This window comes from Gordonia sp. i37 (genome assembly GCF_002043085.1).
Classification (GTDB): Bacteria; Actinomycetota; Actinomycetes; order Mycobacteriales; family Mycobacteriaceae; genus Gordonia; species Gordonia polyisoprenivorans.
On record NZ_MVPX01000520.1, the window covers coordinates 1 to 14,293 of the forward strand.

Annotated in this window: 14 protein-coding genes; 8 read left to right on the plus strand and 6 right to left on the minus strand. The window is 66.3% G+C overall.

The window, feature by feature from the left end; genetic code table 11:
• The first annotated feature begins 81 nt into the window (after nt 1–81).
• The 3 genes from B1964_RS25890 (at nt 82) to B1964_RS25900 (ending at nt 2,630) form a co-directional block, all read left to right on the plus strand.
• Entirely contained in the window at nt 82–480 is a 399-nt protein-coding gene (locus tag B1964_RS25890) for a VOC family protein (protein ID WP_079931852.1), read from the plus strand.
• Between the two features lie 120 nt (nt 481–600).
• Nucleotides 601–2,052 carry a hypothetical protein gene (locus B1964_RS25895; protein WP_079931853.1) on the plus strand — a complete coding sequence of 484 codons (1,452 nt, stop codon included), beginning with the start codon at nt 601–603 and terminating at the stop codon, nt 2,050–2,052.
• Nucleotides 2,049–2,630 carry a GNAT family protein gene (locus B1964_RS25900; RefSeq protein ID WP_079931854.1) on the plus strand — a complete coding sequence of 194 codons (582 nt, stop codon included), beginning with the start codon at nt 2,049–2,051 and terminating at the stop codon, nt 2,628–2,630. The genes B1964_RS25895 and B1964_RS25900 overlap by 4 nt, the downstream gene beginning before the upstream one ends.
• Here B1964_RS25900 and B1964_RS25905 read toward each other — a convergent pair.
• The 3 genes from B1964_RS25905 to B1964_RS25915 form a co-directional block, all read right to left on the minus strand.
• A complete protein-coding gene (locus B1964_RS25905) occupies nt 2,627–4,234 on the minus strand; it encodes a glycosyltransferase 87 family protein (RefSeq protein ID WP_079931860.1) in 1,608 nt (535 codons plus the stop codon). The two genes, B1964_RS25900 and B1964_RS25905, sit on opposite strands and share 4 nt — an antisense overlap.
• Entirely contained in the window at nt 4,227–6,476 is a 2,250-nt protein-coding gene (locus B1964_RS25910; RefSeq protein WP_079931855.1) for a transglycosylase domain-containing protein, read from the minus strand. The genes B1964_RS25905 and B1964_RS25910 overlap by 8 nt, the downstream gene beginning before the upstream one ends.
• 160 nt (nt 6,477–6,636) lie before the next feature.
• Nucleotides 6,637–7,026: a DUF5318 family protein gene (locus B1964_RS25915; RefSeq protein ID WP_006373170.1), complete on the minus strand. Its 390-nt coding sequence runs from the start codon at nt 7,024–7,026 to the stop codon at nt 6,637–6,639.
• Between the two features lie 177 nt (nt 7,027–7,203).
• Between B1964_RS25915 and B1964_RS25920 the strand changes: the two genes are divergently transcribed.
• Together B1964_RS25920 and B1964_RS25925 are read left to right on the plus strand one after the other, a co-directional pair.
• Nucleotides 7,204–7,917 (plus strand): PadR family transcriptional regulator, encoded by a 714-nt coding sequence (locus B1964_RS25920; protein ID WP_006373171.1) that lies wholly within the window; start codon nt 7,204–7,206, stop codon nt 7,915–7,917.
• A complete protein-coding gene (locus B1964_RS25925) occupies nt 7,910–8,998 on the plus strand; it encodes an inositol-3-phosphate synthase (protein WP_006373172.1) in 1,089 nt (362 codons plus the stop codon). The genes B1964_RS25920 and B1964_RS25925 overlap by 8 nt, the downstream gene beginning before the upstream one ends.
• A 72-nt stretch (nt 8,999–9,070) precedes the next feature.
• On the opposite strand, the gene B1964_RS25930 is transcribed toward B1964_RS25925, so the two are convergent.
• Nucleotides 9,071–9,673, minus strand: a complete 603-nt coding sequence (locus tag B1964_RS25930; protein WP_253194201.1) for a hypothetical protein — start codon at nt 9,671–9,673, stop codon at nt 9,071–9,073.
• Nucleotides 9,674–9,804: 131 nt separating this feature from the next.
• Nucleotides 9,805–10,923, minus strand: coding sequence for a hypothetical protein (locus B1964_RS25935; RefSeq protein WP_079931857.1), 1,119 nt, complete (start codon nt 10,921–10,923; stop codon nt 9,805–9,807).
• A 156-nt stretch (nt 10,924–11,079) separates the two neighbouring features.
• On the opposite strand from B1964_RS25935, the gene B1964_RS25940 reads away from it, so the two are divergent.
• From B1964_RS25940 to B1964_RS31480, 3 genes are all read left to right on the plus strand, one after another.
• The gene (locus B1964_RS25940; RefSeq protein WP_079931858.1) at nt 11,080–11,850 is read left to right on the plus strand and encodes an HNH endonuclease family protein; all 771 of its coding nucleotides are present in this window, start codon (nt 11,080–11,082) and stop codon (nt 11,848–11,850) included.
• 80 nt (nt 11,851–11,930) lie between these two features.
• On the plus strand, nt 11,931–12,872 hold the full coding sequence (locus B1964_RS25945; protein ID WP_079931859.1) for an NADP-dependent oxidoreductase: 942 nt from the start codon (nt 11,931–11,933) through the stop codon (nt 12,870–12,872).
• The gene (locus B1964_RS31480) at nt 12,869–12,991 is read left to right on the plus strand and encodes a hypothetical protein (RefSeq protein WP_290440743.1); all 123 of its coding nucleotides are present in this window, start codon (nt 12,869–12,871) and stop codon (nt 12,989–12,991) included. The genes B1964_RS25945 and B1964_RS31480 overlap by 4 nt, the downstream gene beginning before the upstream one ends.
• Nucleotides 12,992–13,774: 783 nt before the next feature.
• Here the strand turns inward: B1964_RS31480 and B1964_RS25950 are convergent.
• Nucleotides 13,775–14,293 (minus strand): LuxR C-terminal-related transcriptional regulator (locus B1964_RS25950; protein WP_079931861.1); only part of this gene is annotated, 519 nt, incomplete at its 5' end.

Below are 14,293 nucleotides of genomic sequence, written 5' to 3' on the forward strand. Positions count from 1 at the left end.
CCCCCCAGCCGATCGCGGACACGATCTGGCCGCTATCGGCTGCACGCTGGCGGCATCACATCCGAGAAAGGGCGCACCCTCATGTACTTCGCAGCCACCCGCATCCTCACCGACGACGTCGACGGTCTGGTCGGCTTTTACGAGACGGTCACCGGCCTGCGCGCGAACCGCCTGCATCCGTTGATCGCCGAGTTCACCACCGATTACGGCACCCTGGCCATCGCGTCGTCGACCACCATCACGGCAATGGGCGACGACGTACTCACCGCCGCGTCGAACCGTTCGGTGGTCCTCGATTTCCTCGTCGGCGATGTCGACGAGGTGCACCGACGTCTCACCAGCGGGCATCTGACCGACGTCGTCGACGGGTTCGTCAATGACGGCCCCACCGATATGCCGTGGGGCAATCGCTCGTTGCTCCTGCGCGATCCCGACGGAAACCTCGTGAACTTCTACGCGCCTCTCGCCGACCGGGACTGACCTCGCATCGAAAGCGGCCCCGATTCCGGCTGACCGGTCCGTCGGGATTGGGAGTGAGCCAGGTCACCGTTCGCCGGTCGATTTCATGGTGCGCGGGGCGTTCCGCTTACCCTGTAGCGCATGTCCGACCGCCTGAGCACGACGTTCCGCTACGGGCGCGTCACCCTGTCGCGTCGCGGGGATCTGATCCTGATCCTGACCGTGTCCCTGCTGTTGACCTTGCTGTTCATGTATTGGAGCTACGAGGTCAAGATCAAGTGCGTCGGTCCACCGTTCTTCCCGGACGGGCGCAGCCACAAGTGGCCGGTCGGCGATCCGCACGCGGTCATCCCCTGCTATTCGGATCTGGCGTACCTGTGGGTGGGCCGCGACATCAACAACCATGTCTTCCCGTACATCCACGGCGGTATCGGCACCAACGGCCAACTCTTCGGTGGTTCGGTCGAGTACCCGGTGCTCTCGGGAATCCTGATGTGGCTCGGTGCGATCGGCGCGCACACCGACGTCGACTTCTTCCGCCATTCGGCGGCGCTGCTCGCGCCGTTCGGTGTGGTGATCACCGCGATGCTCGCCGTGCTCACCCGCTGGAATGTGTTGTGGTGGGCAATGACCCCGCCGCTGATCCTCTACGCCTTCCACAACTGGGAACTGCCGGTGGTGGCGACCGCCGTCGGTGCCGTCGCCGTCATGGCCTGGGGGGCGAGCATCAAGCCGTCGACGGGCGAACGCCGAATGAGTTTGCGTACCAGCGCAATCCTGGCGTCGATCCTGCTGGCCATCGGATTCTGTCTGAAGCTATACCCCGGATTCTTCGTGCTGCCTCTGGCGATCTATGTGTTGACCGGCGGTCTCCGCGGGCGCCGAGCGCTCGACTGGATCGGCGCGGCGTGGGTGGCCGTCACGGCTGCGCTCACCGTCGTCGTCATCCAGTTGCCCTTCATGGTGCTGGGATACGACGGGTGGCGCGCGGCGCTGACCTTCCAGGGCAAACGTCGCGCCGACGTGGACACCAACTCCATCTGGTACTGGGGCCTACGCCATCTCACCGGCGGCCAGGACGGCACCTACAACTCGATCGTCGGCGTGTTGTCGCCGACGCTCATCGTGTGCGCCTTCGTCGTCGCGGTGTATTTCGGCTGGCGGCAGTACAACCGGACCGGGCTGTATCCGTGGATCGGTGTCAGCGCGGCGATGCTCGCCGGTTTCATGGTGTTCCACAAGGTGCATTCGCCGCAGTACACGCTGTGGATTCTGCCGTTCTTCGTGCTGCTGCGGGTGCGCTGGCCGGTCATCGTGGCGTATCTGATCGCCGATTTCATCCTCGACACCACCATCTTCCGGTTGTTCGGCATCTACGTGTCGGGCGAGCCGATGAAGTGGTGGGTGATGGCCGGGGTCAACGTCGGCGTGTGGGTGCATGCGGTGTTGCTGGTCTATCTCATCGGCGCCTTCGTGAGCGCGGGTCTGCGCGAACCGCTCGCCTCGATCGGCCGACACCCAGACCTCACCGACGCGGCCTCGTCCGAACCCGACGACGCACCACCCGGGCAGCGCGTGCCCGCCGGGGCATGAGCGACTGGCTCGGCACCGGCCCGCTCGTCGGGGACCGGGTGACGTTGCGGCCGTTCACCATCGACGACGCCGACGCACTCGCACGGGTCGTCGGCGATCCGGCCCGATTCCGTTGGGTGCCCGGCGTCCCGACCGACGCCGACTCCGCGGCCCGATGGATCTCGGCGGCGCTCGCCGATCCCCAACGCCGCGTGGCCTTCGCCGTCATCGACAACACCGACGGCCGGCTCGTCGGCTCGACGAGTTTCTACGACATCGACCCGGCCAACCTGTCGGTTGCCATCGGCTACACGTTCTACGCCGAGGACGTCCAGGGCACCGCGGTGAACCCGACCGCCAAATACCTGTTGATGCACCACGCCTTCGAGCAGTGCGGCGCCGTCCGGCTGGTCTGGCACACCCACGAGAGCAACACCCAATCCCGGGCTGCCATCGCCAAATTGGGCGCCACCTTCGAGGGGCTGCTCCGCAAACACCGCCGCTTCGGCGATGGTTGGCGCACCACCGCGCAGTTCGCGATGATCGACGAGGATTGGCCGGCCGCGAAAGTCGCGCTGCAGGAACGGATTCGGGGCTAGGGGTACGCCCCGGTCCCGTCGATCGCAGTCCCCTCTGCCCCGACCCCCCGGGTGCGTCGCGCCCGCCCCAGCGATAGCCGATCGGCCGCACCGTCGAGCACCCCACCCGCCGGGTCGTCGAGTTCGTTGCCCTCGTTGTCACGGCGCATCAGGTCGTGTTCGGGCCGCAGGATCTGCCAGATGACGATGATGCAGAGTGCGATCACGAACAATGCCCGGATCACGATGATCGTGGTGAACCACTCCTGCGGCAACCACTTTCGGCTGGGATCGATGAACAGCGACATCCGCGGAATCCACACGAGTGCGTCGATGGTCATCCACGCGAGCAGCAGGCGTGTGTGCGGGATGGCCAGTACCGCCAGCGGCACCAGCCACAGCGAGTACTGGGGGCTCCACACCTTGTTGACCAGTAGGAACCCGGCGACGACCAGGAAGGCGACCTGCGCGACGCGGGGTCGGCGTGGCGCGGCCAAGCACAGCCACCCAATGCCGAGGACGACGAGGATCATCAGCCCCAACGAGACGACGTTGAGGACGTCGACCTTCCACGTGGCACCGACCGCCTTGGCGGCCAGACGCAGCAGGGTGTCGGCGTCGGCGCCGCGGTCGGAGTTCAGCCGGAAGAACTCGTACCAGCCATGCGGATACAGGATGAGGATCGGCAGGTTCACCGCGGTCCACGCGATGACCGCCGCCGCGGCCGCCGCGCACCAGTCGCGCAGCTTGCCCGAACGCAGACACAGGAAGAACAGCACCACCAGTAACAGCAGGGGATAGAACTTGGCGGCGGTCCCCAGACCGATGAACATGCCTGCAAGCCAAGGCTTCTTGCGCGCCCAGCACAGCAGCGCCACGGCCAGGGCGGCGGTGGCGATGGCGTCGAAGTTGGTGAAGGCATGCACGATCACCAGCGGGGAGACGGCCGCGAGCCAGGCCGCCCAGATGCGGGTCCGAGCGGTCAGTGCGGTGGCCCAGACCGTGACCAACCAGAACAGTGCCAAACCCAATGCGGCGAGGTCGAAATAGAGCACCGCGGGCAACGCGCCCGGGATGCCCCAGCGGTCCGACGCCGACGCCCATTCGCGCCCCATCCAGGCCGTGGCGTACATGTACATCCCGGTGATCACCGGGTATTCCATGTACCGCTTGATCTCCTGGCCGTCACCGTTCTTCTCGAACCAGAATGTCCGGTACGGGAATTCACCCCTGTCGAGCTGCTCGGCACCGAACAGCGAGATGACGTCGGAGTAGCAGAGGTCGGTGAACTGACGCTGATCGTCGCGGTCGAGTTTCACCGCGGGCTGCCCCTGGCCCGGGTTCACCACCACTTCCTGCTGCAGGCAGCCGGCCTTGCCGAACCAGCTCAGCGCCAACGTACACAGCGCGAGCAGGAACAACACCCGGATCGGCGTCCAATGACGTGTGCGTCCCACCGCTGCGTGCGCACCGAGGGGACCGCCGACCACCCGCGACGCCTCGGCGACCACCGGATCATCGTGACTCGGGATCAGCCGACGCGTGTCGGTACGAAGGTCGGCGGCCAGCGGCGCGGGACTGTCGTCGGCGACCTCGTCGGTCGGCGGCGGAGTCCCGTCAGCCACCGGGCGCAGGGACCGCTCCTTCGTCGCCCGTGCCGCCCTCGCCGCGGGTGCCGTCACCGGTACCCCCGCTGGTACCGCCGTCACCGCGCTCCGCGCCACCCGGGACCGGGATGGTGATGCCTGGTGCGATGGTGATCGCTCCCCCACCCGGGTAGTCCGGGGTCGGCGTCCGGTTCGGCCGCGTCGACGGATAGTTGTTGTTGTACGAGGTGGGTGGCGGCTCGTACGGGACGCCGGCCTGGCCACCGACCGCTGCGGGCTCGGGGAATTGCTCGATGGGCTGGCCCTCGAGCGCGTCGTCCATGCCGCGCTTCCAGATCTGCGCCGGCAGACCGCTGCCGTAGACCATCGACCCACTGGCGTTGACCAGGGCGGTGCCCTTGTCGGTACCCACCCACACCGCGGTCGAGAGCTGCGGGGTGTAACCGACCATCCACGCGTCCTTGTTCTGGCCGGTGTTACCCAGCTGCGCGGTGCCGGTCTTGGCCGCCGACGGGCGCGATCCCAGCTCGTCGTCGTAGAGGTTGTTGTTGTTGGAGTACGCTGCGATCGGCTCGAGCGCCGCGGTCACGTTGTCGGCGACCTTGGCCGGGAACACCCGCTTGCCCGGGTCGGGCTGACGCTCGTAGAGCACATCGCCGGTGGAGGTCTCCACCTTCTGCACGAAGTGCGGGGCGCGATAGATACCGGATGCCGCGAAGGTGGCGTACGCCGAGGCCATGTCGATGACGCGCGACGGGTACTGCCCGAGCACCACACCGCCCTGCACGCTGCCGTTGGACTCCTGCAACGTCTTCGCGATGTCGCCGAAGGACTCCGCGATACCGGCGGCATGCGCGGCATCGGCCACGTCCTGTGCCTGGTTCTTGAGGTCCATCATCAGCCGGTAGTACACGGTGTTCAGCGACATCTTCATCGCGGTCGCGAGGTTGCACGAGCCGCAGCTCTCACCGTCGGAGTTCTCGATGGTGAGCCCGCTCGAGGTGGTGTACGGCGCCGAGCTGTACACCTTCGACAGCGGGATGTCCTGCTCGAGTGCGGCCGCCAGGGCGAACACCTTGAACGACGACCCGGTCTGCAGACCCGCTTGCGCGTAGTCCCAGCCCTGGGCGTCGTCGCCGCCGTAATAGCCGGCCACGCCACCGGTCCGGGGATCGATCGACACGGCGGCGTCGCGGATCTGCGCCGGCTCGCCGACGAGAATCCCGTTGGGGCACTTGTAGATGTCGTTGTCGCGGCACGCCGCCTGCACGAGGCCGTTCTGCACCTGCGGATCGATCGTCGTGGTGATCTTGAGACCCTCGGTGCGGACCTGCTGCTCGGAGATGCCGAGATCGGCGAGTTCGGCGAGCACCTGCCGCTTGATGAGGCCATTGGGGCCGACGGTCTCACCGGTCGCCGTCGGCGGCGGCGACACCTTGGGATAGCGGATCGCCGCACGGTCGGCCTGGGTGATCGAACCGATCTGCACCATGCCGTCGAGCACGTAGTTCCATCGGGCCGTCGCCGCCTCCTGATTGACCGCCGGGTCGTAATAGGAGGGTGAGCGGATCGCCGCGGCAAGCACCGCCGACTCGGCGGGTGTCAGATCCTTGACGTCCTTGCGGAAGTAGGCCTGCGCAGCGGCCCCGACTCCGTAGGCGCCCCGACCGAAGTAGATGGTGTTGAGGTAGGCCGCCATGATGTCGTCCTTGGACCACTCGCTCGACATCTTGGTCGCGATCACCAGCTCACGCAGTTTGCGCTCGTAGCTGTGTTCATCGCCGACCAGCGCATTCTTCACGTACTGCTGGGTGATGGTCGATCCACCGCCCGCGAGATCGTTGTCGGTGATGCGACCCCACACCGCGCGGGACAGCCCTCGGATGGAGAAGCCGTCGTTGGTGCGGAACTCGCGGTCCTCGGCGGCGATGACGGCGTCCTGCATCGACTTGGGGATGTCGTTGATGCTGACGTCGGTGCGGTTGCCTTCCGGCGGCACGATCTTGGCCAAGGTGCCACCCTTGGTGTCGACAATCGTGGCCACCTGGTTCTGCTTGATGTCGCCGGGGCGCGGCACGGTGACGGTCGCGTAGGCGATCAGGAAACCCACGATCGCGACCAACGCGACAACCGGGACGATCAGACCGAGCGCACCCACGATCCACGCGACCAGCCGGAACCGCGAACGCTTCGGGTCCTGACCGGTCTTGGAGTCGGTGGATGTGGTGCGCCGCGACGTCGTATCGCGTGACTCGCTCATCGTCGGACCTCCCAATGAACCGCATACACCATCGGCTCGACGTTCCTCACACTACTTGTCGGCATGATTGCCGCCTGTCGGCATGTTTGCCGCCCACCACTCTGACGCACCGACGAGCCGCGGCCAAAAGCCGGACATCGATGAGGCGGCCGCGGGCCGCTTACTCGGCCACCCGGCGACGACGGGCAGAGCGCGGAGGCAGACCGGCAACGTATGACTGCACGAGATGGTTCCAGCTGCAGGTCCGGCACACCTCGACGACGTGCACGGAGAATTCCTCGGCGGTCGTGTCCAGGCGGGAGATCTCCTCGGTGGTGCGCGCCGACCCCGACACCTGGCCGAGTCGCTCGCCGAACACCCAGGAGACCAACGTCACGTGCTCTTTGCGGCAGATCGGGCAGAGCGTCGAACTGGGGCGACCGTGGAACTTCGCGGCGCGCAGGAGATAAGGACTCGCGTCGCAGACCTCGGCCACACCGACCCGCCCGGAATGGACCTGCGACAGCCGCGATCGCCGCTGAAGGGCGTAGTCGACGATCTGGCGTTGCACGTGAACCAGCCTACGTGGTCGATATCGGCGTTGTCGGTGTGACCTGCCCGTCGATTCGGGCCTGTCGAGACCACGATCGCCACCCGCAAGTCGAGGCCGATATCGACAGCGTTTATATCGGTGCGATACATTGGGCGAAAGCATCGGCACGACGAACCATCGGAGAGGGGGTCAGCAGTGCTCGAAATGGCTATCCTCGGCCTCCTGCTCGAATCCCCCATGCACGGCTATGAGCTGCGTAAACGGCTCACCGGGCTGCTCGGCGCGTTCCGTGCGTTCTCCTACGGTTCGCTGTATCCGACGCTGCGTCGGATGCAGGCCGACGGACTCATCGACGAGACCAGCGCGCCGTCGGGGGTGAAGGTGCGTCGCGGACGTCGCGTCTATCAGCTCACCGACGCCGGCCGTGAACGGTTCACCGAACTCGTCGCCGACACCGGGCCGCAGAACTACACCGACGACGGTTTCGGCGTGCACCTCGCCTTCTTCAGCCGCACCCCGGCGATCGCCCGGATGCGCATCCTCGAGGGCCGGCGTCGTCAGGTCGAGGAGCGCCGTGAAGGCCTGCGCGAGCTCGTCGGCCGCGCCACCGGCGCCTCCGACCGCTACACCCGCCAGATGCACGAGTTGAGCCTGGAATCGAGCGAGCGCGAGGTCCGCTGGCTCAATGAGCTCATCGCCGCCGAGGCCTCGGAAGCGTCGTCATCGGCGGCTTCGGCATCAGCCCCCACAGATTTCCCGGCCACCACGTCACCGACGTCAGGTACGTCACCGACGACCGGTGCCGAGGAGCAGGAAGAAACCGAGCAGGACGAACCGCTCGGTAGAACCCCCGTGTCGCAGCCCAGTGCTGCGGCCCGACAAGAAAAAGGAGAACCCGACCATGGGTGAGCCCAATAAGGTGCGCGTGGCCATTGTGGGCGTAGGAAACTGCGCTTCATCCCTGGTCCAGGGCGTGCAGTACTACCAGGATGCCGACGAGAACGCGACCGTGCCCGGCCTGATGCACGTGAAGTTCGGCCCCTACCACGTGCGCGACGTCGAGTTCGTCGCCGCGTTCGACGTCGACGCCAAGAAGGTCGGCTTCGACCTGTCCGACGCGATCTTCGCGAGCGAGAACAACACCATCAAGATCGCCGACGTGGCGCCGACCGGCGTCACCGTGCAGCGCGGCCACACCCTCGACGGTCTCGGCAAGTACTACCGCGAGACCATCACCGAGGCCGACGGCGACGGCGTCGACGTGGTGCAGACCCTCAAGGACAACGAGGTCGACGTCCTCGTCAGCTACCTGCCCGTCGGATCGGATCAGGCCGACAAGTTCTACGCCCAGTGCGCGATCGACGCGAAGGTCGCCTTCGTCAACGCGCTGCCGGTGTTCATCGCCTCGGACCCGGAGTGGGCCAAGAAGTTCACCGACGCCGGTGTCCCGATCGTCGGCGACGACATCAAGAGCCAGGTCGGCGCGACCATCACCCACCGCGTGATGGCCAAGCTGTTCGAGGACCGCGGCGTCGCCCTCGACCGCACCTACCAGCTCAACGTCGGCGGCAACATGGACTTCAAGAACATGCTCGAGCGCGAGCGCCTGGAGTCGAAGAAGGTCTCCAAGACCCAGGCCGTGACCTCCAACCTGACCGGCTCGCTCGCCGGCAAGGTCGAGGACAAGAACGTTCACATCGGCCCGTCGGATCACGTCGAGTGGCTCGACGACCGCAAGTGGGCCTACGTCCGCCTCGAGGGTCGTGCCTTCGGTGACGTGCCGCTGAACCTCGAGTACAAGCTCGAGGTCTGGGACTCCCCCAACTCGGCCGGCATTATCATCGACGCCGTGCGCGCCGCCAAGATCGCCAAGGACCGCGGCATCGGCGGCCCGATCCTGCCCGCGTCGGCCTACCTCATGAAGAGCCCGCCGGAGCAGGTCGCCGACGACATCGCGCGCAAGCAGCTCGAGGAGTTCATCGAGGGCTGACGCCTGATCGTCCGACCCAGCGTTTCCGTGGCGGTTCTCCCGAAGGGGAGGACCGCCACGGTCGTTTCGGTGTCACACGAACTCGTCCAGCAACTCCAGGAGCCGCCCGTACTCGACGTCGGGATCGCAGTGGTCGGGGCCGCCGGCGACGATGTCGATCAGCTCACTCTCACCGGTACACCACTCGACACCCTCGGTCGTGATCGTGAATGTTCTTGCTGCAGAGCCCTGCTGGTGTTCGCCCGGAGTCGCGTGGGCATAGTGCAGTTGCGTACCGAGAGGCTTCAGGATCCAGCCGATATCGAAGATCTGCGCCGGGTGCACGTTCCGGGCAGTCTGCTCCACGAACTCTGACGGGATGTCATACCGTCGATATCGACGCGTCCCATCGGCGAATTCGAAGTCGGCCACGGGCCGTCCGTCGAAGATCAACTGGATGCACTCAGCCAGTTCGGACAGCAGCACCTCACCCGGCATCACCACTCTCCGCCACCGGACCACCCGGGAGTTCTCGACGAGCTCGACGCGAAGGGTGAGCACCGGATACTCGTCGTCCAGGTACTCCCCGTCATCCGGATCGAGGTCGCCCTCGCTGTCGGCGTCCCATGCCAGAAAGCGGTCCTCGTCGAGATGATGCGACGACAGTTGAGTCGGAATGTGGTTGTGCTGACGCATGTTCCGCGCTCTGCCGGCGGTACCGCGTCGGGCCTTCCGCCGAGCGCGTCGTGCGGACTTGTCGATCGATTGTCTCCCCATGCCGGTGAAGATATCGGTGGGTACCGACAAATCCGACAGACCTCACATCACTACCGCCCCCGCCCTCGCCTCCGCGAATTGCTCTTGCGCCGCCGATGCTCTTCCCGGCGAAGATACTGCTGGTGCTCGAACTCCTTCATACCAGCACTGAGCGGTCCCTCAAGCCCTTGGGGCACAACGTATTTACCATCGTCGAGGCGCATCCACCCGTAGGTGATCATCTCGTCGAGGGCCTCGCGGATCCCCGGTTTGTCCACGTAATAGGGGTCGTCGTGAATGCGGAGCACGAGTTCCTCGGCTGCCTCGTTGTCCATCTCGCCGTCATCCTCGTCCCACAGGGAGTCGAACCAGTCGACGCCGCGCGGGGTGGAGGACGACCCGGCATCGATGAACGCGCAGAACTCTTCGCCCGATCCGCGGTTGCTCATCGATCGTTGGTCGTCGAGGAGGCGAACCACCCACTCCGAGAAGGTGTCCCGTATCTGATCGATCGGCGGGCGTCCGTCACGCCAGTCCTTGGCGCCGGGGCCGCGGTGGATCACGCCGTCGCCGCCGTAGGAGATCAGGGCGTGCTCGGGGTGACTTGCGTACTGGATGAGCCGCGAGGCGAGCCCTGCGGAGATGCCGAGCTTCGTCGCGCACGTGTCCAGGCCCGCCGGCAGCTGGCCGCCCGGAGCGGTCGGTTTTCCCTTCCCGATCCACTTCAGGATTCCCAACAGGCTGCGCATGGGTTCGACGGACAGCAAGACCTGCCGTTCGGCGTCGAAGTCATCCAGACGCAGGCCGTCGATCGCGAAGTCCACCACGGTGCGCGCGGCCCGCAACGCCGCGGGCGTGCCGCTCCACTTTCCGGTGGACTCGGTGAAGATCAGGTACGTGTGCAGGGCGAAGCCGAGTTTCTCGCCCGGCACCAAGGTGTCGAGTGCGGCCCGAAAGGCGAGCCCTACCTCGGTGAGAATCTCGGCGTCGGTAGACGTCCAGGCGATCGGGTCGAAGTCCGGGTTCGCTTTGTCCGCCACCCGGAATGCGGCGAGAAGGTAGCGGCTCAGCAGCATTGACTCGTCGACGTCGATCTCGGGCACCTCGGCAAGCGCCCACAGGCGGTATTCGTCGACCAGTTCTACGCGTCGCGCCTCGCGTTGCCGTTGTGCGGGGATGTCATCGGACATGTCTCGAGCCTACGAAGTCAGATCGGTCTCGGCGAGTCATCGGGAGCATCGATGGCGAGCACGATGCGGTCGTGAGTGTTTCCCGTGGAACAACGGTGACCTGGGCCGCCGCCCGCGGTGAGAAGGACCGTCGGGACGATCCGGCACAATCGGCCCATGCGACGACGACGTCTGGCGCTCGGGGCGTCCGTGGTTGCGATCGCCGTAGTCGCCGGCTGTGCCGCACCCGGGGACCCGGTGACCGTCACCTCACCCGGCGCGACCGCGGTGAATGACATCCCACCGAGCTCCGCGACGTCATCGTCCTCGGTCGGGACAACCGCGCCCACCGCGCTCTCCCCCGAAGCGGCGCTGGCGTGGTCGCAGCTGCGGGCTCTGCCGGTCAAGGGACGCGCACCCAAGACGGGTTACAGCCGCGCACAGTTCGGTCAGGCGTGGTCGGACGATGTGAACGTCGACGACGGTCACAACGGCTGCGATACCCGCAACGACATCCTGCGCCGCGATCTCATCGACATCGTCCTCAAGCCCGGCACGCGCGGATGCGTGGTCTTGTCGGGGACGCTGCACGATCCCTACACCGACAAGACCATCGGTTTCACGCGCGGCGCGGAGACGTCATCGGCCGTACAGATCGACCATGTCGTGGCGTTGTCGGATGCCTGGCAGAAAGGCGCGCAACAGCTGACACCGCAACAGCGCATCGACTTCGCCAACGACCCGCGCAATTTGCAGGCCACCGACGGGCCCACCAATCAGAAGAAGCGCAACGGCGACGCCGCGACCTGGCTACCCCCGAACCGTACGTATCGATGCACGTATGCGTCGCGGCAGATCGCCGTCAAGACCGCCTACCACCTGTGGGTGACCCCGGCCGAGCGGGATGCGCTGGCGCGCATCCTCGGTACGTGCTCCGTTCAGCCTTGAGCCTGGGGCCCGCAGTCCGGAGGCCGTAACCGTGAGGGCCGTAGCCTTGACGTCATGGGCCCTCGCACCGGCATCCCCACATGACCCCCGCACGCCGCTGGGTCGCCCTCGGCCCCGGCGGCCTCGATGATTTCGCCCTCACCGACGTCGATGTGCCGGCGCCCACACGTGGTGAGGTGACGATCGAGGTGACCGCCGCCGGGGTGAATCCGGCCGACCTCAAGCACGCGCTTGCCGCGACGGAGTTCCCGCTCCCGATCGGGTACGAGGTCGCGGGCCGGATCGTCGCCCTGGGCCCCGACACCGAGATCGGTTCGGGTGACGCAGCAGTCGGCGACGAGGTACTCGCCTTCCGGGTCAGAGGCGGGTACGCGACAGCGCTCACGGCGCCCGCGGAGAAGGTGTTCGCGCGGCCGGAGACCCTGGGTGTCGACGAGGCGGCCGGACTCCTGCTGGCGGGTACGACCGCCGCCGAGATGCTTCGTGCGGCCAGTACCACGCGCGACGAGCTGATCGTGTTGCACGGTGCGTCGGGAGCGGTCGGGGTGGCGGTGCTGCAACTGGCGCGTCTGCGGGGAATCCGGGTCATCGGCACCGTAGGCCCCCGATCGTGCGAGCACGTACGCGACTTCGGCGGCCTGCCCGTCACGTACGGACCCGGCGTGCTCGACCGCATCCGGGCCGCCGCCGACGGTCGACCCATCGCCGCCGCGCTCGACGCCGTCGGCACCGATGAGGCGGTCGACGCCTCACTCGAACTCGTCGCCGACCGCTCGCGGATCGTCACGATCGCCGCGCCCCGGCGCGCCGCCGCCGACGGGTTCCAAGCCCTCGGCGGCCGCCAACCGGAGAGCGCAGAGTTTCGGGATACAGTGCGCACCAACCTGATTCGCCTCGCCTCCGACGGTGATCTCGTCGTCCCGATCGGCGCAGTCTTCGGTTTCGAACAGGCCCGGGAGGCTCTGCGCCTGGTCTCCGACGGGCATGCCGGCGGGAAGGTCGTCCTCCGCACCGACCGGTGACCCGTCGAGCTAACACCCTCGACCAGACCTCCGGCGTGGGCGATCTGCTCGCGCAGAGCATCGGCTACGACATGTCCCCCCCCCCTTTGTTGGCGGTGAAATTCACCGAGTCCACCTGATCTACGGTGTCGAGAGCTACGATGCCGACACCGGCGTCGTTATGCAGTCGAGCCTTTTTTGGAGCGACGATTCCCCGGTTCGCGAAGCGTTGACCCAGTTCGAACGCTATCTGGCAGAGGGACCGGGACTCGTTGGCCTCACGACCCACTCCCTCGCGCCGACGGGAATAACGGGCCAGCCAACCAGGGGACACTGCCTGGCTTGGAACCGAGGCCAAGACCGTTCGGCGTTTGCTTATGTGGGCATGTCGGCCACCGGCGCTGGTACCCGCGGGGGCATGGTCGTCACGTTCGAGGACTCCTATCCCCGAATAGGTCGACGACATCGCCGCCCGTCATCGCGACCTGAATGTCTTCGCAGCCCCGGTAGCGTGGCCGTGGCCATCGGAAATGATCGCCGTCTCGCCGCACAAGGCGAATGAGTGGATGGAACCTGGCGACTGGTCGCCGCGGTAGCCACCCTGCGGGCCCCGCAAACCGTGTGCGGTTTGCTCTCCATCGTGGCAGCAGGAGTGTCGCCGCGACCCCTTCAGAACTCGATTTCATTGGAACGGACTAAAGCCATACCAGGGGGTTGCTAGCTAGCCTGAGGCTATCGATAAGCAACGCAGGAGTTCGGAATCAGAGTGCCCGCTGTGTTCACAGCGGTTGTATCCGTGCCCAGAGTGTTATGGCGAGGGCGGCGGGTACAGCATCGCGGGACGCTTGACATGCATGAAGTGCGCGAGCACCGGCAAGATGTGTCCAACTCACGGTGGGGCCCGACTTCGATGAACGCAGAGGTCAACGCATCAACATTCGCTCACGATCAACCCAACCGTCCGCGATTAGTTCGACGAGGAGTTGCGCCCGATTGTTAACTGGCCGACCCGCTTCGAGATAGCGGTTGATAACGCGCCGAAAGTGCGAACGGACCGTGCTCTCGGCAATGAAGTGCCGAGCGGCCGTGTCGCGGACCGACGATCCCAGCGCATAGGTGGTGAGCACTTCGTGCTCGCGACGGCTGAGATGCACCCGGACTCGCCCTGTGGACTCCGGGCCCACAATGCAGTCGAGCTCACGTCGCAAGCGTCCTGCGGAATGGGGCGAGTCCGCAAGCGCTATCCCACCCACGCGGTCGACGTTCACACCGATCCCGATGACCTTGGCAGGTCCTGCATAGTCGAGGTGCTCAGCCCTGCGGGCCACGACAACTTTCGTCGCCGGACTCAGGACGCTGCCACCGCGCAGGTCAGCAATGCACGCCCGATAGCCCGCGTCCTCGACCAAAGCCACCATCGCGACGTCTGTCAGGTCATGGCA

Coding starts and splice junctions, on each gene's coding strand:
- B1964_RS25890 (WP_079931852.1), top strand. CDS start 82: ATGTACTTCGCAGCCACCCGCATCCTCACCGACGACGTCGACGGTCTG.
- B1964_RS25895 (WP_079931853.1), top strand. CDS start 601: ATGTCCGACCGCCTGAGCACGACGTTCCGCTACGGGCGCGTCACCCTG.
- B1964_RS25900 (WP_079931854.1), top strand. CDS start 2,049: ATGAGCGACTGGCTCGGCACCGGCCCGCTCGTCGGGGACCGGGTGACG.
- B1964_RS25910 (WP_079931855.1), bottom strand. CDS start 6,476: ATGAGCGAGTCACGCGATACGACGTCGCGGCGCACCACATCCACCGAC.
- B1964_RS25925 (WP_006373172.1), top strand. CDS start 7,910: ATGGGTGAGCCCAATAAGGTGCGCGTGGCCATTGTGGGCGTAGGAAAC.
- B1964_RS25930 (WP_253194201.1), bottom strand. CDS start 9,673: ATGCGTCAGCACAACCACATTCCGACTCAACTGTCGTCGCATCATCTC.
- B1964_RS25935 (WP_079931857.1), bottom strand. CDS start 10,923: ATGTCCGATGACATCCCCGCACAACGGCAACGCGAGGCGCGACGCGTA.
- B1964_RS25940 (WP_079931858.1), top strand. CDS start 11,080: ATGCGACGACGACGTCTGGCGCTCGGGGCGTCCGTGGTTGCGATCGCC.
- B1964_RS25945 (WP_079931859.1), top strand. CDS start 11,931: ATGACCCCCGCACGCCGCTGGGTCGCCCTCGGCCCCGGCGGCCTCGAT.